Source organism: Serratia rubidaea (assembly GCF_016026735.1).
GTDB classification, from domain to species: domain Bacteria; phylum Pseudomonadota; class Gammaproteobacteria; order Enterobacterales; family Enterobacteriaceae; genus Serratia_B; species Serratia_B rubidaea.
On record NZ_CP065640.1, the window covers coordinates 3,159,048 to 3,179,300 of the forward strand.

The following is a 20,253-nucleotide window of genomic DNA, read 5'->3' on the forward strand; positions in this document are numbered from 1 at the left end:
CAATTTATCTATTATACAACCAAGCGTTCGATACCTTATGGACAGTCGGCAATGGCTGATTGTTATTCGAAAAATTGACGATCTTAACGCTACCGAGTGTGAATGCCTGTATGAGCAGGCGGAGTCGCTGCAAAGGAACCGATGCAAAATGTTTTCCAGCTTGAAGTTGCTGTATATCACCGATGATTTAATTTCACCTGATGAGTTCCCCCGGATAATCAGCCCTGCCAGTGCATGTCATAAACTGTCATATATGCCGGAAAGCGACATTCTGTCACTCTTCACCGGTTTTAAAGGTGGCGAGCGGATACGCCGTGAAATCGGTTTCACTCATGAGGGAATGAGCTCCAACCTGCGTGGAAAGGTGCAGAGCGCCTTGCTGATAGGCGACATTGTGGCGATTGAAACCCGTCCGGGCGTACTGGCGACGATAGGGCCATTTTACGCTGACACGGAAGGCTATCTGAGACCGCAGGGGCGGCAGGAACCCAACTACCGGGTGGATGAGATAATAAGGCGCTATGAGGAGGTCGTGAAGTCTTATGGCGGACGTCGGGCGCGGCCGTCAGTTTTCCCGGCGCAGGTAGCGCGGCAAAAACCTGCGCTGGAAGCGGATGAGCTGACGAAGGGGGGGAGGGTCTCCCAGGAGGCGGCGGCTGGTTCTATGACCAAAGCAGAGCGCTGGCAGGAGCGAAAATATCTGATTGGGCGAGGGCAGCGGAGTATCTACCCGGATGCTCGTATTGCTTCAGAACGACTGGCCGAAAACAATGTCGCCGTAGAGAAGGCAAAGCTGGCTGAAAATGTCTACAAAACGACCAATCCGCTCAGAGATACCCCGGGAGTTCCGGAGGGGTGGAAGGATATCAGTAATGATGATAATGCCCTGAGTAAAATTGGGTTAAAAAGAAAGATGCTCTTTGATAGTGAGGAAGCACCTGATTTTCTGGCAAGGGTATATCAACCTGATAGCAGTGTTTTTGGTGACGATATGAATCCGACGGTCGTGTTCAGAGGGTCAAGAGCGCCAGAATTCCCAGAGGGAACTGGCATTGCAACAAGAAAAGCATTGGGTGGCGATCTGTCAGGAATAAAAAATGTCAATGACTGGATAAATAATGGCGCCCAAGCTTCTGGCATAAATTCAGAATATTATAAAAGGGCTATCGATATTGGGGCTAAAATATCAAAATATCCAAATATTGATATTTCAGGGCATTCATTAGGTGGAGGGATGGCCTCGGCTACATCAATGGCCAGTGGAAAGCCTGCATGGACATTCAATGCTGCCGGACTTAACAGCGGAACTGTTGAAAAATACGGAAGTGAAATCCTTGGTACTACCAGTAATATACAGGCCTATCGGGTTGAGGGGGAATTATTAACTACACTGCAAGAGGTTAATAACGAAAGTGATTATGAACTGATAAAAAATTTCCTGCCTGAATCGCTGCAAAAACCGTGGGGAGTCGCACTACCGTTCACTTTAAAAGAGTGGCTATCGCTTGCTGTGCCTAAAGCTGCTGGTATACCACACACGCTTCCCGGCGGAACGGGAACATTGCTTGACAAACACGGTATAGACCAGACAATAAAGCTGATTGAGGATCAGAAAGACGACGATGTCGCCACTATCAGGGGGAGAATATGAGAAGGGTGATAATGGCAATGGCGTTAATGTTTTCTGTTTTTATGGTGCAGGGGTGTAAGAAAAGTATGGAATATGAACCAAAGGATTTTTTTGACGGCAGCCAGCTGGAAATCGCGCAGCTGATTTATGACGGTGATGAAGCGAAATTGAAGCAGAAGCTTCCATCCGTCAGCAAGGAAGAGCTGAACCGGCCGGCAAAAGCAGAAATGACGCTGTTATTCTGGTCGGTGCTGAACTCGATCTACGATAAAACTGCTCAGGAAAGGCTTAGAATTATTACGGACTTGGTTAAGGCTGGCGCAGACCCATTGCAACCAAGATCAAAAGGGGGAAGCAGTCCTGCGGAATTTGTCCTGAAAGGCGACAAGGGGATTTGGATAAAAGCGATGCTTAACGGCGGGTTATCTCCTAATGCCAAAGATAAAACATTTAATGAGCCAATTGTATTTGAAACATTAAAAGCGAAAAATACTGAAACTTTAAAAACAATGCTTGAGTACGGTGCTGATATAAATATAAAAGACTCATTGGGTGATACTCTATTGATAGAATCGGTAGATTCTTATTCATTTGACCATGCAATTCTTTTACTGGAAAAAGGTGCGGACGACAAAATTAAGGGCAATTCAGGATGGACGATGGGGAATCAGTTGCAACGATTTATAAGTAGAGATCAAGGAGATGCTGATGATAAAGATAAAATTGAAAAAATAAAAGAACTATTAATTAAGAATGGTGGAGATTGGCCGCCTCAACCCGTCGAGAAGTAAGTGTTTTATAGGAAAAGATGCCGCATTTACATGTGGCATCCCTGCTCAATACAAGATTAAATGGTGTTATCATTGGCTTCTCATAAAATCATTTTCCATAAAAATAGTATATAGCATGCGCAAAACACATAAATATCAAATCAGCCTATATGGCATGTTGCTTGGTGCGTTGGCCTTGCTTATCAGCCTGTTTCATTTCAACTTTTATCCGTTAGCAAGCAAGCCGCCGCTGGAAGTCAGCGTTGCGGAGAAAGTGTCATCTATCAAAAACGGCATTTTAGCCGGCCTGAAAGGTCAGGAACCGCCGGTGACGGAGAAACGTGCTATCGATGTCGATAACATACTGAATAGCGCGACCATTGGTCTGGCGATCGTTGCGTTGGTGCTCGCATTTATCGGAGGGATACGCAAGGAGAACGGCTGGGGGGTTGGCGGAGCGCTGTTTTTTGGCGGAGGGACGCTTGTCTTCCATGCGATATTGTTCGGCGCCGGGCTGATCTTCAGTATCATCATACTGGTTGCCGTATTATGTTTTTTGTTCGCCTTTTTCCCCGGTTAGCCGGCCGTCACTTTTACGATCTTCTGCTGCCCTTGCAGTCAGCCGCCACTGGGGGATGTTAGTGTCGCTAGTGCATTGTATTAGAAGGATATTTTCCTCAGGTAACAAAAAACCCGATAATCTTGAACCTGAAAAGGCGGGATTATCGGGCTCCACAAAATGGGGACATCAAAGAAAAGCAGTGGCACTAATTAAGACTACCACCCGTTCGAAAAGTTCTGCCGGATGATAAAAATTTCAAAAATATTTCGCCGCTAAATTTTCTCCGCGTCCGCGTCGTCAGCCCAGTATGCCCGGCCACAGCACCACAATCAGCGAACCTGCCAGCGTTAACAATACGTTAGCGATAGCGTAGGTGCCGGCGTAGCCAAGGGCGGGGATGTTGCTGCGGGCGGTGTCGCTGATGATGTCCATCGCCGGGGCGCAGGTGCGCGCGCCCATAATCGCGCCGAACAGCAGGGCGCGGTTCATGCGCAGCACGTAAGCGCCGAACAGGAAGCAGATCACTACCGGCACCAGGCTGACGATCAGCCCGGCGACCAGCATCTGCCAACCGACGGCGCCCAGGCTGTGGCTGATGCCGGCACCGGCGCTCAGGCCGACGCCGGCCATAAACACCATCAGGCCGAACTCTTTCACCATATTCAGCGCCCCCTGCGGGATATAGCCGAAGGTTGGGTGGTTGGCGCGCAGGAAGCCGAGCATAATGCCCGACATCAGCAGCCCGGCGGCGTTGCCGATGCCGAACGAGAAGTTGCTGAACTGGATGGTGATCTGGCCAATCAGCAGGCCGATGATAAAGAAGGCGCAGAAGGCCAGCAGGTCGGTCACCTGGCTGTGGATAGAGATAAAGCCGATTTTCTCCGCCACGCTCTTCACCCGGCGCGCGTCGCCGCTGACCTGCAGCACATCGCCTTTGTTCAGTACGATGCTGTCATCAATCGGCATTTCAATCTGGCTGCGGATCACCCGGTTGAGGAAGCAGCCGTGGTCGGTCAGCTTCAGCTGGCTTAAACGCTTGCCGACCGCATTGCTGTTTTTTACCACGATCTCTTCGGTGACGATGCGCATATCGAGCAGGTCGCGGTCGAACACTTCCTTACCGTTGCGGAAGCTCGGGTCGAGGCGTGCATGGGCGTCCGGATAACCCACCAGCGAGATCTCATCGCCAACCTGCAGCACGGCGTCGCCGTCCGGGTTGGCCAGAATGCCGTTGCGGCGGATGCGTTCGATATAGCAGCCGGTCTGGCGGTAAATGCCCAGCTCGCGCAGATTTTTGCCGTCGGCCCAGGCTACCAGCTCCGGGCCGACGCGGTAGGCGCGGATCACCGGCAGGTAGACCTTACGCTGGCTGTCGGTATCCAGGCCGCGCTCGCGGGCGATTTGCTGCGCCGAGGTCGGTAAATCCTGATGCTGCAGCTTGGGCAGATAGCGCGCGCCGAAAATCAGGCTGACCAGACCGATCAGGTAGGTCAGCGCATAGCCCAGGCTGAGGTGGTCCTGGGCGGACAGCAGCGCCGGCCCGTTGGTAATGGTATTGCGCAGCGTATCGCCGGCGCCGACCAGAACCGGCGTCGAGGTCATGGAGCCGGCCAGCATGCCGGCGGTCAGGCCGATGTCCCAGTGGAACAGCTTGCCGAGGCCGACGGCCATCACCATCGCGGAACTGACCATCACCAGCGCCAGCATCAGGTAATTTTTACCGTCGCGGAAAAAGATCGAGAAAAAGTTCGGCCCGGCTTCGACGCCGACGCAGAAGATAAACAGCATAAAGCCCAGACTGAGCGCTTCGGTGTTAATGGCGAAGTTGTGCTGGCCAAGCAGCAGGGAGACGACTAAAACGCCAATAGAACTACCGAGTTGCACGGAGCCAAGGCGAAGTTTTCCGAGGCAGAGCCCCAGGGCGAGTACCACAAACAGCAACAGGATGTAGTTGCCGTTTAACAAACTAGCGACGTTTATGTTCACAGGATGTAACTTATTGTTTACCAGTAAGTGCTTGATATGGCTGGCTATACAGGATAGATTCAGCCATATAAATAGTTGGATAAAAACGATACCAATCGCCAACCCGCGAAAGGCGCAATCGCTTCCTCGATCAGCGGCATTATTCTAGTCTCTCTGACGCAGGACAGCCAGCACTAAGCTGAAAATGAGCGCCGCCTTTTGCATTTAACTCTCTTTTTACCAAGGAAAATTTGTCGGCTCAGGCCGACGCGGTTCGTGCGCGCCGTGGTTACGCGGCGTCCGTTGTTGCATTTCTGGGAGGAGCAGAATGGTAAGCTATCGGTATTGGGGCGGTTTCAGCAGCTGTTTTCTGCTGTTCTGCCTGATCTTTCTTGGTCAGAATAATTCGCTGAATCACCCGCAGCATGGAGAAACCGGCCTGTTGCTGTTTACTCTTCCCGGCTTTATCGCCAGCTATCTTGCCAGCAAAAAACGGCTTATCTGCCCGCTGCTCGGCGCACTGTGTGCGCTGCCGCTGTGCCTGGTGGTGCGCCATTTCTGGCTGATGTCGACCCAGTCGTTCTGGCAGGAGTTGGCGTACGCCACCAGCGCGGTGTTCTGGTGCCTGTGCGGCGCACTGCTGTTTCTCTTTTTGCGCAGCCTGCGCCGGATGCTGTCTGCCCGGCAGCGAACCCACGGCAATAAAAAAGGCGCCTGAGGCGCCTTAATCGGGAGTGAACCGGTTACTGGAACAGGTTCAGATTTTCTTTCGCGTAGGCTTCAAAATCGGTGCAGCCGCCGATGTGCTGTTGATCCAGGAAGATCTGTGGCACGGTTTCCACCGGTTTGCCGACGGTTTTTTCCAGGTCAGCTTTGGTGATGCCTTCCGCGTGGATATCAACATAACGGAAGTTGAAATCGTCACGTTCTTCAGTCAGTTTTTCCGCCAACTCTTTCGCACGGACACAATAAGGACAGCCAGGACGCCCGAAGATTACTGCAAACATGAGATACTCCTCGTTGTTATTCAAGAATTTACCGCTATTGCAACGACATCCCGTCGGTCAGAAACAGACCTCAGTCAGCGCATTACTCAGGTGTAATGGCGCCTACTATGCCTGTTGGCGTGACTAAAAAAAAGCAGGATTTGCCTGTTAATCTGATTTACATCGCCTATCGAATGGCCTCGCCGGCGGGAATTCACTACACTGTGCGCAATACGTCTGGAGATAAAAAGCATGCGTTCATTTGGTGAATTGCCCCGCCCGATATTGGTGCTGGAAGGATTGGGCATCGTGATGTTGATCCTGGCTTATCTGAGCATTCATGACTATGTTCAGTTGCCGGGGATGTTGTCTTCACAGGCGGCGGCGGTGGCGATGATTTTTCTCGGCGTGGCGCTGATGCTGCCGGCGGCGGCCCTGCTGGTCTGGCGCGTGGCGCATGGCTTCAGCCCGCTGATGCGCGGCGGACTGCCGCCGGAAAACGATCGGCGTAAGCCGCCGCAACAGCCACAAAAACGCGACCCGCGCGATTAAGCGTCGGCGCCGATTCGGGGTGACGAGATAAATTGAACATTGTCATTCTTTCGTGTGACGGTGCGCTGTATTCCTGTCGACGCCTGCGCGCCGCAGCGGAGCGGCGCGGACACCGCATTGAGGTGATCGATCCGCTCGCCTGCGTGATAAATATCAACTCGGCCGCGCCCGCCATTCACTATCGCGGCCGTCAGCTGGCGCGCTATGACGCGGTGATCCCGCGTATCGGCTCCGTCATCACCTATTACGGCACCGCCGTGCTGCGGCAGTTTGAACTGCTCGGCAGCTATCCGCTGAATGAAGCCGCGGCGATTCTCCGGGCGCGCGACAAACTGCAATCCCTGCAGCTGCTGGCGCAGCAGGGCATCGATCTGCCGATGACCGGCGTTGCCCACTCGCCGGATGATACCGATGCGCTGATCGCGCTGGTCGGCGGCGCGCCGCTGGTGGTGAAGCTGGTGGAAGGCCGGCAGGGCATCGGCGTGATGCTGGCGGACACGCGGCAGGCGGCGGCCAGCGTGATCGATGCGTTCCGTGAGCTGAAGGCGCATGTTCTGGTGCAGGAGTATGTGCGCGAGGCGCAGGGGCGCGACATTCGCTGCCTGGTGGTTGGCGGCCAGGTGGTGGCGGCGATCGAGCGTCAGGCCAGGGCGGGGGAGTTTCGCTCCAACCTGCACCGCGGCGGCACGGCGTCTGCGACGCATATCAGCGATGAAGAACGCACGTTGGCCATCAAGGCGACGGCGGCGCTGGGGCTGGATATTGCCGGCGTTGATATTTTGCGTGCCGATCGCGGGCCGCTGGTGATGGAGGTTAATGCCTCGCCCGGGCTGGAAGGCATCGAGACCGCCACCGGCCTGGATATCGCCGAGATGATGATTGACTATGTTGAGCAGCGTGCGGCGCACGGGATTTTCCCTAAAATGACGCCGATAACCAGTAAAAAATAAGGGATTAATGCGATTTTCCCGTAGTTTTTCCATAGCGAAACGCGCCTTTATTGAATTAAGCCTGATTGATCGTGGCATCATGGATGAATATTCCGTAAGCTATGCGCCTTTCGCGTTTTTGAATATTGTGAGGCTGGTACCCTATGGATTCACTCATCGTCCCCGATTTGGCGTTATTACGACGTTGGCTGGACCAGTTGGGCATTTCATTTTTTGAATGCGACTCCTGTCAGGCGCTGCATTTGCCGCATATGCAGAACTTTGACGGCATTTTCGACGCCAAGATCGACCTGGTTGACGGGGTGATCCTGTTCTCCGCCCTGGCGGAGGTGAAGCCGACTGCGCTGATCCCGCTGGTTGCCGACCTCAGCCAGATCAATGCCAGCTCGCTGACCATCAAAGCGTTTGTGGATATCCAGGATGACAATCTGCCCAAGCTGATCGTCTGCCAGTCGCTGAGCGTTGCCGTCGGTATTACGCTGGAACAGTTCGCGCACTTTATGCAGCAGGGCGAAGAGCAGGTCTCGATGGTGATCCTCGAGGCGCGCGCCAACGACCTGCTGTTTATGGGCGAGGGCGAGGAAGAAGAAAATCCGGCGGCGGCCATGCGCCAGCCGATGCTGCACTAATCCCGTCTTGCAACGACGCATCGTCCATCCCGGCGATGCGTTGCCCCCTCTCCGTTGTCTGCCCGTCGCTACAAGCCTGGTCGTGCGCTTTATCTCCGTCCTGTCATAGCCGTTCGGCGCCAAACCTGCTATTTTTTGTAATTGGCATTGCAAATGATTTAACTGGCTCTTATACCGAATATTACTGATATTTCATCGCGGAATACGGATATGTCAGAGATGCTGAAAAGCAAGCAGGGAACCCTGAGAGCGCAAACGGATGTCCCGGTGGCGGTATTGATCGCCGGTACGGCAATGGTGGCGATTAAATGCATCAGCATTCTGCTGCTGTTGGGGGAGTTGGGGCTGTCCGGCCTGCAGGAATTTGTCAGCACCAGCGCGCAGGCCTGGGATTCGACGCTGATCTTTCTGGCCGGCATCGTCATGCTTTGCCTGCAGATTTACTGCGGCTTTGCCGTGATACGCGGTAAAAATGGCGGGCGCTGGGGCTATGTGCTCTGTCAGGCGCTGGTGGTGGGGTATCTGCTGTTGGCCACCATCGGCAGCGTGTTTCCCGAAGTGTTTACCGTCGATGGTGAAACCAACACCCAGATTATGCATACCCTGATTTTGGAAAAAATCCCCGATATGGTGATTCTTGGCCTGCTGTTTCTGCCGGCGGCCAGCCGCCGCTATTTTGCCCGCGGCTGAGGGCGGCGGCGATAGCGTCAAGAAGTTTGGGGATAAGGGCGTAGGGTGCTAAACTCTGCGCCCTTATTTTTTATTCGTCGATCCCTACGGTTATCCTATGCATTGCGCGTTGTATACGGCCGGCAGTTGCCGTTCCTGTCAGTGGCTGGAAAAGCCTTATCCGCAGCAGCTGGCTGATAAACAGCAGCATCTGCAGGCCCTGCTGGCCGAACGTGAGGTCGGGCAGTGGCTGCCGCCGGTGACCGGTGCGCTGAGCGCCTTCCGCAACAAGGCGAAAATGGTGGTCAGCGGCAGCGTGGAGCGCCCGCTGCTGGGGATGCTGCACCGCGACGGCACGCCGGTCGATCTGTGCGCCTGCCCGCTGTACCCCGCCAGCTTTGCGCCGATGTTCAACGTACTGAAAACCTTTATCGCCCGCGCCGGGCTGACGCCATATAACGTGGCGCGCAAGCGCGGCGAGCTGAAGTATCTGTTGCTGACGGAAAGCACCAGCAACGACGGGGTGATGCTGCGTTTTGTTCTGCGCTCGGACAGCAAACTGGCGCAGCTGCGCGCCGCGCTGCCGTGGCTGCAGCAACAGCTGCCGCAGCTGCAGGTGATTTCCGTGAATATTCAGCCGGTGCACATGGCGATTATGGAGGGCGAGCAGGAAATTATCCTGACCGAGCAGCAGGCGCTGGAGGAGCGTTTTAACCAGGTGCCGCTGTATATCCGCCCGCAGGGCTTCTTCCAGACCAATCCGCAGGTGGCGTCGGCGCTGTATGCCGCGGCGCGCGACTGGGTGCGTGAGCTGAATATCGACAGCATGTGGGATCTGTTTTGCGGCGTCGGCGGCTTTGGCCTGCACTGTGCCCGGCCGGAAACGCGCCTGACCGGGATTGAAATCAGCGCGGAGGCGATTCGCTGCGCGCGCCAGTCGGCGGCGACGCTGGGGTTGCAGCGGGTTGAGTTTCAGGCGCTGGATTCCACCCGTTTCGCCACGGCGGAAGGGGATGTGCCGCAGTTGGTGGTGGTCAACCCGCCGCGGCGCGGCATCGGTCAGGCGCTGTGCGACTATCTGCAGCGGATGGCGCCGGACTATCTGCTCTACTCCAGCTGCAATGCGCAAAGCATGGCGCAGGATATCGCGCTGCTGCCGGGGTATCGGATTGAGCGGGTGCAGCTGTTCGATATGTTCCCGCATACCGCGCACTATGAGGTGCTGACGCTGCTGGTGCGGGAGAAGTAATCAGCCCGGCGAACCGGGCTGAGCTGATGGCTTACTGCGGGAACCACTTGTCGCTGATGGCCTGATAGGTGCCGTCGGCCTTGATGGCCGTCAGCGCGGCGTTCAGCTTGTCCAGCAGCGCCTTGTTATTCGGGCGCACCGCAATCCCCAGGCCGGTGCCGAAGTATTGCGCATCGGTGATGTGCTCGCCGACCGGCGCCAGCTGCGGGCTGTTTTTCAGCCACTCATTCACTACCGCGGTATCGCCGAAGACGCCGTCAATACGGCCGTTTTTCAGCTCCAGAATGGCGTTCTGATAGCTGTCGTAAGAGACGGTGTTAATCTCCGGGTGTTTATCCTGCATATATTTCTGGTGGGTGGTGCCGTTTTCCATCCCGACCTTTTTCCCCTTCAGCTCCGCCAGCGAGGCGTATTTGCCTTTCTGCGCGATCACAATCGCCGAGTTGGCGTAGTACGGCTGGGTGAAGCTGACCTGCTTGCTGCGCTCCGGCGTGATGTCCATCCCGGAAATCACCGCATCGAACTTTTTGAACTTCAGCGCGGCGATCAGGCTGTCGAAGGCCTGGTTGGTGAAGGTGCATTCCGCCTGCATCTGCTTGCATAACGCCTTCGCCAGGTCGATATCAAAGCCGACGATCTGGTTATTGGCGTCCAGCGATTCAAACGGCGGATAGGTGGCGGAAGAGGCGAAACGGATGGTGTCGGCCGCCTGGGCGCTAAAGGTCACTCCGGCCAGCACGGCGGCGGCGAGCAGTAATTTTTTCATGCGGAAGCTCCTGTCTGACTATTCGTGTTGTTATCGCCGCCATCGGTTGATTTTGCTGACAATATTCTGCAGGTTGTCGCTGACGGTGCTGTCGATAACCATGCCACTGAGTGAATGAATATGCAATAAAAATGATTATAAATTGTTTTGGCGGAGCGGGGGAAACAGCCCCGCCGCGGCGGCAGGGCTGGGTAAGCGGCTCAGTTACGGCGTTCAAAGGCCAGCGCGCGGCGTTCAACCAGGCGCATCAACAGCGTCAGCAGACCGTTGACCACCAGATAAACCAGCCCGGCGGCGCCGAACACCATCACGTCATAGGTACGGCCGTACATCAGCTGGCTGTAGCCCATGACTTCCATCAGCGTGATGGTGTAGGCCAGCGAGGTGCTTTTAAATACCAGCACCACTTCGTTGGAGTAGGAGGAGAGGGCGCGCTTAAAGGCGAACGGCAGCAGAATGCGCATCGACTGGCGACGCGACATGCCCAGCGCCTCGCAGGACTGCCACTGGCCGGCCGGAATGGCCCGCACCGCGCCGTAAAACAGCTGCGTGGTGTAGGCGGCGCTGTTGAGCGCCAGCGCAATCATGGCGCACAGCCAGGGCTGTGACAGCAGGTTCCACAGCCACGGATAGTCGCGGATCGCCGGGAACTGTCCGGGGCCGTAATAGATCAGGAAGATCTGCACCAGCAGCGGCGTACCGGTGAACAGCGTAATGTAGATCTTCACCAGCGGCGACAGCAGCGGGGTTTTCAACGTCAGGATCGCCGTCAGGATCAGCGACAGCACCAGGGCGACCAGCAGCGCCGCCAGCGTCAGCGTCAGGCTGGTGTGCAGCCCCTTGATGATTTCCGGTAAGTATTCCAGCATCAGACCGGCCCCCGCTCAAAACGTGTGGTGCGCAGTTCGATTCGCTTAAGAATAAACTGGCTCAGCAGGGTCACCACCAGATAGATGGCGGCGGCGATCACGTACCAGGTGAACGGCTCCTGCGTGCGGGTGGCGATGCTTTTGGTCTGCAGCATCAGATCGTTCACGCTGATTAAGGATACCAGCGCGGTATCCTTCAGCAGCACCAGCCACTGGTTGCCGAGGCCGGGCAGGGCGTGGCGCCACATCTGCGGCATAATCAGCCGGAAGAAGATGGCCGCCTTGCCGAGGCCGAGCGCCTGGCCGGATTCCCACTGCCCCTGCGGCACCGCTTTCAGCGCGCCGCGCAGCGTCTGCGACGCATAGGCCGAATACAGCAGCGCCAGCGCGATGACCCCGCAGAGGAACGGGCTGACTTCGAAGCTTTCAATGTCGACCTGCACCGGCACGGTAAACAGGCCGAAGTTCAGCTCAAAGCCGTCCGACAGCGTCAGCAGCAGCTGTGACGAGCCGAAGTAGATAAACAGCACCACCAGAATTTCCGGCAGGCCGCGCAGCAGCGTGACCCAGGCGGTGCCGAGCCAGCTGACCGGCTTCCAGCGCGCGGACTCCCAGCCGGCGAACAGCATCGCCAGGATCAGCCCGAGCGCCAGCGCGCAAACGGCAAGGCCGACGGTCATCCCGGCGGCGGTTGCTAAAGGTTGAATTTCATTCATCGGGATAGATTACTGCTGGAACCATTTTTTGTAGATGGTTTCATAGGTCCCATCCTGTTTGATCTTGTCCAGAGCGGCGTTGAACTTGCCCTGCAGATCGCTGTTCTTCTGGCGTACGGCAATGCCCAGACCGGTGCCGAAATAGTTCTTGTCGGTCACCTTGTCGCCCACCGCGGCCAGCTGAGCGTTCTGCTTCAGCCATTCGTTAACTACCGCGGTATCGCCGAAGACGGCGTCGATACGGCCGTTTTTCAGATCGAGCACCGCATTCTGGTAGCTGTCGTACGGCACGGTGGTGATTTCAGCGTGCTGATCCGTCAGGTACTTCTGGTGCGTGGTGCCGTTCTGCACGCCGACGCGTTTGCCTTTCAGCGCCGCGATATCGGCCACTTTGCCTTTCTGCGCGATAAACAGGGCGGAGTTGTCGTAGTAAGGCTTGCTGAACAGCACCTGTTTTTCACGCTCCGGCGTGATGTCCATGCCGGCCATCACCGCGTCAAAGCGTTTGAACTTCAGGCCCGGGATCAGGCTGTCGAACGACTGGTTGCTGAAGCTGCACTCCGCCTGCATCTCTTTGCACAGCGCGTTGGCCAGATCGACGTCGAAGCCCTGAATCTTGTTGTCCGCGCCGATAAACTCAAACGGCGGGTAGGAGGCTTCGGTCGCGAAACGAATCTTGTCGGCGGCAGAGGCGGAAACGCTGATGCCGGCCAATACGGCGGCGATTATTAGTTTTTTCATCGCAAACTCCCCTAAAACTGGTCTGGTGTAGAAAAAAATCAGTGTGATAAATAACTGGCGAATTCGGCGGTCTGCGGCTGCGCGAAGCGGCTGGCGTCGCCCTGTTCCACAATGCGGCCGTTTTCCATATACACCACGCGGCTGGCGGTCTTGCGCGCCACTTCCACCTCGTGGGTGACGATCACCTGCGTAATGCCGGTACCGGCCAGTTCGCGGATGATACTGACGATCTGCGCGGTGATTTCCGGGTCCAGCGCGGCGGTCGGCTCATCGAACAGCAGCACCTGCGGCTCCATCATCAGCGCGCGTGCAATGGCGACGCGCTGTTGTTGGCCGCCGGACAGGTGCAGCGGAAAACGGTCGGCAAAGTCGGTCAGGCGCAGACGCTGGAGCAGCTTGTCGGCGCGCGCCATCGCCTGGGCCTTGCTCAGGCCCAGCACGCGGCACGGCGCTTCAATCAGGTTTTGCACCACGGTCAGGTGAGGCCACAGGTTGTACTGCTGGAATACCATGCCGACGTTTTGGCGCAGTTCGCGGATGGCTTTTTCACCCGGCCCCTGCTTAAAGTCAAACTGGTTGCCGGCGATCTGCAGCTGGCCGGATCGCGGCATTTCCAACAGGTTCAGCACCCGCAGCAATGAACTTTTCCCCGCGCCGCTTGGGCCAAGCAGCACTAAGGTTTCCCCGGCTGGACAATCCAGCGTGATGTCGAACAGCGCCTGGTGTGCGCCATAGAAGCAATTTATATTTTTTAGTTGAATACTCATGCGCTGGAATTGAATAGACATTGATGCCGCAAATGTTAACTTCCGCAGAATACTTATGCAATCATTGTGAGTTAAAATTTATTAATGTACGGCAGGATAGTAAAAGAATAGCACAACATACCGCAGTGCAGGCGCGAAGGGGAGGTTTGTCGCGCAGTGTGTGAAGTGGCTAGCGAATTTGATGTTTTTGCTCAAGAAACAGGCAGGTTGGCGGGGGGGAAACGACCGGCGCCGTGCAGCGCCGGCCAGGGATACGATCAGTCGTTTTCCAGCACCTGACGCAGCGTGCCGCTGGCGGCGTGCGGCGGCACGTTGAGGTAGCGGATGTCATCCACCACCCAGCAGGTGCCTTCACGCACCATCAGCACCTCGTTTTGCCACTCTTTGGCGCTGCTGTCGTCTTTTTTATAGCTCAGCTGGACGCGCAGCGGGATATTCTTGGCGTCGGTATTCGGGATGGAAGAGGCGCTGGCTACGCTGGCGCTGGTGGCGCCTTCGGCGTTGCCGGTGAACAGCGCGGCCGCGTTTGCCTGCGGTTTCTGATTAGCGCTCAGCAGTTCCTGATACAGCGGCTGGCTCAGGTAAGGCTGCAGCTGCGCCAGACGGTTGCTGTCCGGCAGCGTGGTGCTGCCTTGCTCCAGACGCAGGTCGTAAAATTTTTGCGCCACGCTGTCCGGGCCGCCTTCAATGCATGCGCCGCTGCGCGCGCCGATATCCTTGTAGGCCGGTTCAACGGTGGTACAGGCGCTCAGCGCCAGCGCCGCTAAAGGTAAAACAGCCGCAATCGTTTTTGTTTTCATCTCACTACCTTATGTGAAAGTCTCTACCATGAAGACGATAGCTTACAGTATAAATGCGTTTTTCAGCCTTGCATTCGTACTCTGTGCCATCCGCATTCAGAATATACTGTAAAATCAGCGGTCATATTTTTGCAGGCTTGAAGCCGTATCCGCGTGGGTTACACTGGCGATCCCGGTTTTTCCCGGCAACGGCAGACAGCGCCTATTATCCTGGCGAGCACGGCCATGAATCAAGCAAGGAGTCTTTGATGCAAATTTCTACTACCCCGACCCTGGAAGGGTTCACCATTACCGAATACTGCGGCGTCGTCACCGGCGAGGCGATTTTAGGCGCCAACATTTTCCGCGACTTTTTCGCCGGGGTGCGTGATATCGTCGGCGGCCGTTCCGGCGCCTATGAAAAAGAGCTGCGCAAGGCGCGCCAGATAGCGTTTCAGGAGCTGGAAGAGCAGGCGCGCGAGCTGGGCGCCAATGCGATCGTCGGCGTGGATATCGACTATGAAACGGTAGGCAAGGACAGCAGCATGCTGATGGTCAGCGTCAGCGGCACGGCGGTAAAAATCAGCCGTTAAGTTTGCCCGGCCCGGCGCATGCGCGCCGGGTTTTGCGTGTCACAAGGAGTGAAGCATGACTAAATGGCCAGGGATCGTCGCGCTGCTGTTGGCGGGCTGCCAGGCTTCGGGGCCGGGCACCACCGTCGACCGCGGCGACTATCAGCTGGAAACGCTGCATCAGGCGCAGGGCGTCGACCAGCGCATTCGTTTTCTGGTGATGCATTATACGGCGGAAGATTTTCAGACGTCGCTCAAGACGCTGACCGACGAGCACGTCAGCGCCCACTATCTGCTGCCGGCGCAGCCGCGGCGTGCGCACGCCAGGCCGACGGCGTACCAGCTGGTGCCGGAGGCGATGCGCGCCTGGCATGCCGGGGCCAGCAGCTGGCGCGGTCGCAGCCAGCTGAATGACACCTCGATCGGCATTGAGATCGTCAACCGCGGCTTTAGCCGCAGCATGCTGTTCACCCGTTGGCAGCCATACAGCGCCGAACAGATTGCGCTGCTGATCCCCCTGAGCCGCGATATTATCCGCCGCTACGGCATTCAGCCGGTGGACGTTGTCGGCCACAGCGATATTGCGCCGCAGCGCAAGCAGGACCCCGGCCCGCTGTTTCCCTGGCAAACGCTGGCGGAGGCCGGCATAGGCGCCTGGCCGGATAAGGAGGATGTACGGCGCTATCTGGCGGGGCGCGATCCCCATGCGCCGGTGGCGCTAGCGCCGCTGCTCGAGAAGCTGGCGCGCTATGGCTACGCTATCGATCCGCAGTGGGACGGGCGTCAACAGACAAGGGTGCTGGCGGCATTTCAGATGCATTTCCGGCCCGCCGATTACCGCGGTGAACCGGATGCCGAAAGCGAGGCGATTATCGATGCGCTGCTGCATAAATATTACGGCTTATAAGCCGTGCAGCTTGCCGTGTTCCTTCAGCCAGCGCGCGGTGCGCATCACGCCTTCTTCCAGCGACACCACCGGCCGGTAGTCCAGCTCCTGCTGGGCGCGGCTGATGTCCAGCGTCAGGTCGAAGTTGAGTTTGGCCACGCCGTAGTGGGTGAGCACCGGCTCTTTTTCACTTTTGCTGCCCAGCTTTTCCATGCCGCGCGCCATCATGTCGAGCATAGCGTAGGGGACGGAACGGATGCGGCACTTCATACCCAGCTCATCAATCAGCAGCTGCACCACGTTGCGCAGCGGCTGCGGCTGTTGGTTGGTGATGTTATAGGCGCGGCCGGACGGCGTATCCTGCTTCATCGTCGCCAGCCACATGGCGTGCACCGCGTTTTCCAGATAGGTCATATCCACCATCGCCGCGCCGCCGCGCGGCAGCAGCAGGTTGCCGTAGTGTTTGATCATATGCAGCAGGCGCGGCAGCATAACGTTGTCGTGCGGCCCGAACAGCCCCTGAGGGCGTAAGATGGTGAAGTGGGTCTGCGGGTTGGCCAGCGCCAGGTGCTGGATAACCTGCTCGCCGGCCGCCTTGCTGCGGGCGAACTCATTGGCGTAGCGCGCCGGGCGGAAGTCTTCCGGCACGTTGCGGTGGTGGTGGTAGTCGAAGTAGATCGCCGGCGAAGAGATATGGATAAACTGCGAGACGCCGTAGGCCGCCGCCCATTCGCCCAGGCGGCGGGTGGCGCGCACGTTGGCCAGCTCAAAGGCCTCTTCGGTGCCCCAGGGAGAGGTGAAGCTGGAGCAGTGCCACAGCACGTCCACGTCCGCCAGCATCGCTTTCGCCTGCGAGGAAACCAGGTTGGTGAGATCGGCCTGAATAAATTCGGCGCCCATCTTCTCCAACAGGCGGCCCATGGCCCGGTTGTGGCCGGTGGCACATACTTGTATGCCTTGGCGACGCAGATATTCAACGGCGTTACGGCCTAATCCACTGCTTGCACCGGTGACCAATACCTTCATAACAGACTCTTTCTCACCAAAAAACAAAGCGCTGGCGGCGTATTGCCGTTTCCCAGCAAATAAGATGCCATTCTTTCGTGATTTGGGGCGCTATGCAATCGGAAAGGGACGATCAACCACGGCAAACTGTGCGGTCGATCGACAAATGAACAACGTTACGGCAAATTGTGGTCTTCCTGCTCAGCCAACCGGACAATGCGTGCGGCCATTCCGCGGAAAATAAACAGGTGGGCCGGCATCATGGCGAACCAGTAAAGCAAACCGCTAAAACCGGCCGGGTGCCACCAGGCCCGCACGTCGAGGGTGCGGCGGTTGCCGTAATCGCGGATGGTGAACGTCAGCCGGCCGAGGCCGGGCGCCTTCATGCCGAACAGCAGTGAGAGCTGGCGTTCGGGCCGTAGCGCGATCACTTTCCAGCCGTCAATCATATCGCCGAGCTGCAGCGTGCGGCGCGGCGGGCGGCCATACACCACGCCGTTGCCGAGCAGGTCGTCCATGCGCGCGCGGATCTGCCAGAGCGCGTTGGCGTAGAAGTACCCCTCTTTGCCGCCCAGCTGCTGCACCACCTGCCACAGAGCGGCGGCCGAGGCCTGCGTCTCCAGCGTATGGCCGGCCTGTTTCGGGTAGAAACCGTAGCCGGGACGCCAGCGCGCCCGCGCGGCCGGGTCGTAACCCCAGTCGGCGCTGTCGGTCACCTCCGCTTCACGCTGCAGGGTCTCCGTCACCGCGTCGTCAAAGGATTGCAGCTGCTGTGGGATCAGCGCCTGCAGCGGCCGGCCGTCGGCGGGCAGATCGTGTTTTAGCCCCTGAATCAGCGCGCGGGCGACCGGGGTGGGCACCGAGGTGATCAGGCTGATAAACCACACCGAAATCAGGCGCGTCGGCAGCGGAATGGGGATCAGCCAGCGTCGGTAGCCGCTGATGGCGATAAAGCGCGTGAGCATGGTCTGATAGCTGATGTACTCCGGCCCCGCCGCGTCAAAAATACGGTGATCGTCGGCCGGGTGCCGCAGCAGTTCGCTCAGGTAGGTCAGCAGGTTCGGCAGGGCGATCGGGGAGGATTTTGAACGCACCCAGCGCGGCGGCGTCAGCAGCGGCAGGTTGTAGACCATGTCGCGCATCACTTCGAACGCCGCCGAACCCGGCCCGACGATAATGCCGGCGCGCAGTTCGGTGACCGGCACGCCGCTCTGACGCAGAATTTCCCCGGTAAGCCGGCGGGCGGTCAGGTGCGGCGAACTGTCATGCTGCGGCTGCAGCGCGCCCAGGAAGATCACCTGTTTGACCGCGGACTGGCGCAGGGCGTCGCGCAGGTTCTGCGCCGCCTGGCGCTCTTTTTCAATAAAGTCGCGGCCGTCGGCCATGCCGTGGATCAGATAGTACAGCGTATCGATCCGCCACAGCGCCGGCGGCAGCGTTTCCGGTTGGTAGACGTCGACATACTGGCAGTGCACCTGCGGCCAGTTTTGCGCCTGCAGCCATTCGAGACGGCGGGCGGCGGCGATAACCTCATGCCCCTGCGCCGTCAGGTGGGGGATCAGGTTTTGTCCGATATAACCGCTGGCGCCAAGGACCAGAATGCGTTGGTGGCTCATCAGCACGACCTTATGCAGTGAAAAGTAGGGAACGGTATCCTGAATACCGTTGGTTATAGCATGCCAAAATCGGGCTATAAAAACACTTTTTGTGTGGACAAATGGCAACTTGCAACGCCCTGGCGCAGGCGTCACACTACGCGCCGTTGCTTTGGCGGGAGTGAATCATGCGGCTGAATGTGGTGTGTTACGGTGTGTTGGCGTTAACCCTGGCGGTTAGCGCATTTTTCCCGCATCCGGGGTGGACGGGGCTGTTACTGCTGAATTTGCTGACGCTGGCGCTGTATGGCGCCGATAAGCTGGCGGCGATCAAGGCCTGGCAGCGGGTGCCGGAAATCACGCTGCTGGCGTTCGGGGCGATCGGCGGCTGGCCGGGGGCGCTGTGCGCTCAGCGGCTGTTCCGGCACAAGACGCAGAAACAGCCGTTTAAAACCTGGTTTATCGTCAGCATCTTGCTCAACGTGGCGGCGTGCGGCGCGGCGTGGTACATCGTCTATGGCCGCTTTCTATAGCCGCAGCCTGACGCCGGAGCACTTACCGCCCGTGCCGCTGCAGGAACTCGCGCCATAGCTCGACCACCTGCTGCAGATCCCGTCGGCTGACGTCGAGGTGGGTGACCAGGCGCGTCAGCGGCCCGCTGCCGATCAGCACGCCGCGCTCGCGCATCCACGGGCCGAGCTGCGCCGCCTGTTCGGCAGACTGCCGGATGTACAACATGTTGGTCTGGGCGCCCGCATCGGCAATCGTCAGCCCGATGTCGTGCAGCTGCTGTTCCAGCCAGCGGGCGTTGTCGTGGTCCTCCTGCAGCCGGGCGACGTGGTGTTCTAACGCATAGCGGCCGGCCGCCGCCAGAATGCCGGCCTGACGCAGGCCGCCGCCGGTCATTTTGCGCCAGCGGTTGGCGCGCTGAATAAATTCGGCGCTGCCGCACAGCAGCGATCCCACCGGCGCGCCCAGCCCTTTGGACAGGCAAATGGTGAAGGTGTCGCAGTATTGCACGATCTTGTTCAGCGGCACATTGAGCGCCACCGCGGCGTTGAAAATGCGCGCGCCGTCGATATGCAGCGCCAGCCGCCGCTCGCGGCTGAACTGCCACGCCTGTTCCAGATAGGCGAGCGGCAGCACTTTGCCGCTGATGGTGTTCTCCAGGCTGAACAGCCGGCTGCGGGCAAAGTGGATATCGTCGGGTTTGATGGCGGCGGCGACCTTATCCAGCGGCAGCGTGCCGTCGTCGTCGGCCTCGATCGGCTGCGGCTGAATGCCGCCCAGCACCGCCGCGCCGCCGGCTTCATATTTGTAGTTGTGCGCCTGCTGGCCGACGAGATATTCGTCACCGCGCTGGCAGTGGCTGAGCAGCGCCACCAGATTGGCCTGGGTGCCGCTGGGTAAAAATAGCGCCGCCTCTTTGCCGGCCAGGCGCGCCGCTTCGTTTTGTAGCGCGTTGACCGTAGGGTCATCGCCGTAAACGTCGTCGCCCACTTCGGCGTTGGCCATCGCCTGACGCATGGCGGCCGTGGGCTGTGTAACGGTATCGCTGCGGAGATCGATCAGCATGGGTATCCTTTCAACGGTTA

The 20,253-nt window shown here is 57.9% G+C and carries 23 protein-coding genes; 12 read left to right on the forward strand and 11 right to left on the reverse strand.

Annotation, left to right across the window (positions count from 1 at the left end; all coding sequences use genetic code 11):
* Window positions 1-148 precede the first annotated feature (148 nt).
* The 3 genes from I6G83_RS14820 to I6G83_RS14830 all read left to right on the forward strand — a co-directional run bounded on the left by I6G83_RS14820 (window position 149) and on the right by I6G83_RS14830 (window position 2,980).
* Complete coding sequence (locus I6G83_RS14820) at window positions 149-1,651, forward strand: hypothetical protein (protein WP_054307821.1); 1,503 nt, start codon at window positions 149-151, stop codon at window positions 1,649-1,651.
* On the forward strand, window positions 1,648-2,421 hold the full coding sequence (locus I6G83_RS14825) for an ankyrin repeat domain-containing protein (RefSeq protein WP_054307814.1): 774 nt from the start codon (window positions 1,648-1,650) through the stop codon (window positions 2,419-2,421). The genes I6G83_RS14820 and I6G83_RS14825 overlap by 4 nt, the downstream gene beginning before the upstream one ends.
* Window positions 2,422-2,536: 115 nt before the next feature.
* Window positions 2,537-2,980 carry a hypothetical protein gene (locus I6G83_RS14830; RefSeq protein ID WP_054307815.1) on the forward strand — a complete coding sequence of 148 codons (444 nt, stop codon included), beginning with the start codon at window positions 2,537-2,539 and terminating at the stop codon, window positions 2,978-2,980.
* A 279-nt stretch (window positions 2,981-3,259) separates the two neighbouring features.
* Here I6G83_RS14830 and I6G83_RS14835 read toward each other — a convergent pair whose 3' ends face one another.
* The gene (locus tag I6G83_RS14835) at window positions 3,260-4,948 is read right to left on the reverse strand and encodes an aspartate:alanine antiporter (protein ID WP_054307822.1); all 1,689 of its coding nucleotides are present in this window, start codon (window positions 4,946-4,948) and stop codon (window positions 3,260-3,262) included.
* A gap of 307 nt (window positions 4,949-5,255) precedes the next feature.
* Between I6G83_RS14835 and ybjM the strand changes: the two genes are divergently transcribed.
* Window positions 5,256-5,645, forward strand: a complete 390-nt coding sequence (ybjM, locus tag I6G83_RS14840; protein WP_054307816.1) for an inner membrane protein YbjM — start codon at window positions 5,256-5,258, stop codon at window positions 5,643-5,645.
* Between the two features lie 25 nt (window positions 5,646-5,670).
* On the opposite strand, the gene I6G83_RS14845 is transcribed toward ybjM, so the two are convergent.
* Entirely contained in the window at window positions 5,671-5,934 is a 264-nt protein-coding gene (locus I6G83_RS14845; RefSeq protein ID WP_004965081.1) for a GrxA family glutaredoxin, read from the reverse strand.
* 231 nt (window positions 5,935-6,165) lie between these two features.
* Here I6G83_RS14845 and I6G83_RS14850 point away from each other — a divergent pair, with 231 nt between their 5' ends.
* The 5 genes from I6G83_RS14850 (at window position 6,166) to rlmC (ending at window position 9,962) form a co-directional block, all read left to right on the forward strand.
* Window positions 6,166-6,465 (forward strand): YbjC family protein, encoded by a 300-nt coding sequence (locus I6G83_RS14850; RefSeq protein WP_054307817.1) that lies wholly within the window; start codon window positions 6,166-6,168, stop codon window positions 6,463-6,465.
* A 32-nt stretch (window positions 6,466-6,497) separates the two neighbouring features.
* On the forward strand, window positions 6,498-7,415 hold the full coding sequence (rimK, locus tag I6G83_RS14855; RefSeq protein ID WP_054307818.1) for a 30S ribosomal protein S6--L-glutamate ligase: 918 nt from the start codon (window positions 6,498-6,500) through the stop codon (window positions 7,413-7,415).
* A 143-nt stretch (window positions 7,416-7,558) separates the two neighbouring features.
* Window positions 7,559-8,044, forward strand: a complete 486-nt coding sequence (locus I6G83_RS14860; RefSeq protein ID WP_015671710.1) for a type III secretion system chaperone family protein — start codon at window positions 7,559-7,561, stop codon at window positions 8,042-8,044.
* A gap of 210 nt (window positions 8,045-8,254) precedes the next feature.
* Window positions 8,255-8,734 carry a YbjO family protein gene (locus tag I6G83_RS14865; RefSeq protein WP_054306729.1) on the forward strand — a complete coding sequence of 160 codons (480 nt, stop codon included), beginning with the start codon at window positions 8,255-8,257 and terminating at the stop codon, window positions 8,732-8,734.
* Window positions 8,735-8,831: 97 nt separating this feature from the next.
* Complete coding sequence (gene rlmC, locus I6G83_RS14870) at window positions 8,832-9,962, forward strand: 23S rRNA (uracil(747)-C(5))-methyltransferase RlmC (RefSeq protein ID WP_054306730.1); 1,131 nt, start codon at window positions 8,832-8,834, stop codon at window positions 9,960-9,962.
* A 31-nt stretch (window positions 9,963-9,993) separates the two neighbouring features.
* On the opposite strand, the gene I6G83_RS14875 is transcribed toward rlmC, so the two are convergent.
* The 6 genes from I6G83_RS14875 to I6G83_RS14900 all read right to left on the reverse strand — a co-directional run bounded on the left by I6G83_RS14875 (window position 9,994) and on the right by I6G83_RS14900 (window position 14,621).
* Window positions 9,994-10,728, reverse strand: a complete 735-nt coding sequence (locus I6G83_RS14875; protein WP_015671713.1) for an arginine ABC transporter substrate-binding protein — start codon at window positions 10,726-10,728, stop codon at window positions 9,994-9,996.
* A 200-nt stretch (window positions 10,729-10,928) separates the two neighbouring features.
* Window positions 10,929-11,597, reverse strand: coding sequence for an arginine ABC transporter permease ArtM (gene artM, locus I6G83_RS14880; protein WP_015671714.1), 669 nt, complete (start codon window positions 11,595-11,597; stop codon window positions 10,929-10,931).
* Window positions 11,597-12,313 carry an arginine ABC transporter permease ArtQ gene (gene artQ / locus I6G83_RS14885; RefSeq protein WP_015671715.1) on the reverse strand — a complete coding sequence of 239 codons (717 nt, stop codon included), beginning with the start codon at window positions 12,311-12,313 and terminating at the stop codon, window positions 11,597-11,599. The genes artM and artQ overlap by 1 nt, the downstream gene beginning before the upstream one ends.
* Window positions 12,314-12,322: 9 nt before the next feature.
* The gene (gene artJ, locus I6G83_RS14890; protein ID WP_054306731.1) at window positions 12,323-13,054 is read right to left on the reverse strand and encodes an arginine ABC transporter substrate-binding protein; all 732 of its coding nucleotides are present in this window, start codon (window positions 13,052-13,054) and stop codon (window positions 12,323-12,325) included.
* A 38-nt stretch (window positions 13,055-13,092) separates the two neighbouring features.
* A complete protein-coding gene (artP, locus tag I6G83_RS14895; protein ID WP_054306747.1) occupies window positions 13,093-13,821 on the reverse strand; it encodes an arginine ABC transporter ATP-binding protein ArtP in 729 nt (242 codons plus the stop codon).
* 257 nt (window positions 13,822-14,078) lie between these two features.
* Window positions 14,079-14,621 (reverse strand): lipoprotein, encoded by a 543-nt coding sequence (locus I6G83_RS14900; RefSeq protein WP_054306732.1) that lies wholly within the window; start codon window positions 14,619-14,621, stop codon window positions 14,079-14,081.
* A gap of 248 nt (window positions 14,622-14,869) precedes the next feature.
* Between I6G83_RS14900 and I6G83_RS14905 the strand changes: the two genes are divergently transcribed.
* A complete protein-coding gene (locus I6G83_RS14905; RefSeq protein WP_054306733.1) occupies window positions 14,870-15,193 on the forward strand; it encodes a heavy metal-binding domain-containing protein in 324 nt (107 codons plus the stop codon).
* A 55-nt stretch (window positions 15,194-15,248) separates the two neighbouring features.
* The gene (locus I6G83_RS14910; RefSeq protein ID WP_054306734.1) at window positions 15,249-16,079 is read left to right on the forward strand and encodes an N-acetylmuramoyl-L-alanine amidase; all 831 of its coding nucleotides are present in this window, start codon (window positions 15,249-15,251) and stop codon (window positions 16,077-16,079) included.
* On the opposite strand, the gene I6G83_RS14915 is transcribed toward I6G83_RS14910, so the two are convergent.
* Entirely contained in the window at window positions 16,074-17,084 is a 1,011-nt protein-coding gene (locus tag I6G83_RS14915) for an NAD-dependent epimerase/dehydratase family protein (RefSeq protein WP_015671721.1), read from the reverse strand. The two genes, I6G83_RS14910 and I6G83_RS14915, sit on opposite strands and share 6 nt — an antisense overlap.
* Before the next feature lie 155 nt (window positions 17,085-17,239).
* Window positions 17,240-18,679, reverse strand: coding sequence for a DUF2867 domain-containing protein (locus I6G83_RS14920; RefSeq protein WP_054306748.1), 1,440 nt, complete (start codon window positions 18,677-18,679; stop codon window positions 17,240-17,242).
* A gap of 167 nt (window positions 18,680-18,846) precedes the next feature.
* Here I6G83_RS14920 and I6G83_RS14925 point away from each other — a divergent pair, with 167 nt between their 5' ends.
* A complete protein-coding gene (locus I6G83_RS14925; protein ID WP_054306735.1) occupies window positions 18,847-19,191 on the forward strand; it encodes a DUF1294 domain-containing protein in 345 nt (114 codons plus the stop codon).
* Window positions 19,192-19,213: 22 nt separating this feature from the next.
* On the opposite strand, the gene ltaE is transcribed toward I6G83_RS14925, so the two are convergent.
* Window positions 19,214-20,233: a low-specificity L-threonine aldolase gene (gene ltaE / locus I6G83_RS14930; protein WP_054306736.1), complete on the reverse strand. Its 1,020-nt coding sequence runs from the start codon at window positions 20,231-20,233 to the stop codon at window positions 19,214-19,216.
* Window positions 20,234-20,253 lie beyond the last annotated feature (20 nt).

Excerpts from the sequence above, each read along its gene's own strand:
- rlmC (WP_054306730.1), top strand. The coding sequence starts at position 8,832 with ATGCATTGCGCGTTGTATACGGCCGGCAGTTGCCGTTCCTGTCAGTGG.
- I6G83_RS14850 (WP_054307817.1), top strand. The coding sequence starts at position 6,166 with ATGCGTTCATTTGGTGAATTGCCCCGCCCGATATTGGTGCTGGAAGGA.
- artM (WP_015671714.1), bottom strand. The coding sequence starts at position 11,597 with ATGCTGGAATACTTACCGGAAATCATCAAGGGGCTGCACACCAGCCTG.
- ltaE (WP_054306736.1), bottom strand. The coding sequence starts at position 20,233 with ATGCTGATCGATCTCCGCAGCGATACCGTTACACAGCCCACGGCCGCC.
- ybjM (WP_054307816.1), top strand. The coding sequence starts at position 5,256 with ATGGTAAGCTATCGGTATTGGGGCGGTTTCAGCAGCTGTTTTCTGCTG.
- I6G83_RS14900 (WP_054306732.1), bottom strand. The coding sequence starts at position 14,621 with ATGAAAACAAAAACGATTGCGGCTGTTTTACCTTTAGCGGCGCTGGCG.
- I6G83_RS14825 (WP_054307814.1), top strand. The coding sequence starts at position 1,648 with ATGAGAAGGGTGATAATGGCAATGGCGTTAATGTTTTCTGTTTTTATG.
- I6G83_RS14925 (WP_054306735.1), top strand. The coding sequence starts at position 18,847 with ATGCGGCTGAATGTGGTGTGTTACGGTGTGTTGGCGTTAACCCTGGCG.
- I6G83_RS14915 (WP_015671721.1), bottom strand. The coding sequence starts at position 17,084 with ATGAAGGTATTGGTCACCGGTGCAAGCAGTGGATTAGGCCGTAACGCC.
- artQ (WP_015671715.1), bottom strand. The coding sequence starts at position 12,313 with ATGAATGAAATTCAACCTTTAGCAACCGCCGCCGGGATGACCGTCGGC.
- artJ (WP_054306731.1), bottom strand. The coding sequence starts at position 13,054 with ATGAAAAAACTAATAATCGCCGCCGTATTGGCCGGCATCAGCGTTTCC.
- I6G83_RS14820 (WP_054307821.1), top strand. The coding sequence starts at position 149 with ATGTTTTCCAGCTTGAAGTTGCTGTATATCACCGATGATTTAATTTCA.
- I6G83_RS14830 (WP_054307815.1), top strand. The coding sequence starts at position 2,537 with ATGCGCAAAACACATAAATATCAAATCAGCCTATATGGCATGTTGCTT.
- I6G83_RS14910 (WP_054306734.1), top strand. The coding sequence starts at position 15,249 with ATGACTAAATGGCCAGGGATCGTCGCGCTGCTGTTGGCGGGCTGCCAG.
- artP (WP_054306747.1), bottom strand. The coding sequence starts at position 13,821 with ATGAGTATTCAACTAAAAAATATAAATTGCTTCTATGGCGCACACCAG.
- I6G83_RS14920 (WP_054306748.1), bottom strand. The coding sequence starts at position 18,679 with ATGAGCCACCAACGCATTCTGGTCCTTGGCGCCAGCGGTTATATCGGA.
- I6G83_RS14875 (WP_015671713.1), bottom strand. The coding sequence starts at position 10,728 with ATGAAAAAATTACTGCTCGCCGCCGCCGTGCTGGCCGGAGTGACCTTT.
- I6G83_RS14905 (WP_054306733.1), top strand. The coding sequence starts at position 14,870 with ATGCAAATTTCTACTACCCCGACCCTGGAAGGGTTCACCATTACCGAA.
- I6G83_RS14860 (WP_015671710.1), top strand. The coding sequence starts at position 7,559 with ATGGATTCACTCATCGTCCCCGATTTGGCGTTATTACGACGTTGGCTG.
- I6G83_RS14845 (WP_004965081.1), bottom strand. The coding sequence starts at position 5,934 with ATGTTTGCAGTAATCTTCGGGCGTCCTGGCTGTCCTTATTGTGTCCGT.
- I6G83_RS14865 (WP_054306729.1), top strand. The coding sequence starts at position 8,255 with ATGTCAGAGATGCTGAAAAGCAAGCAGGGAACCCTGAGAGCGCAAACG.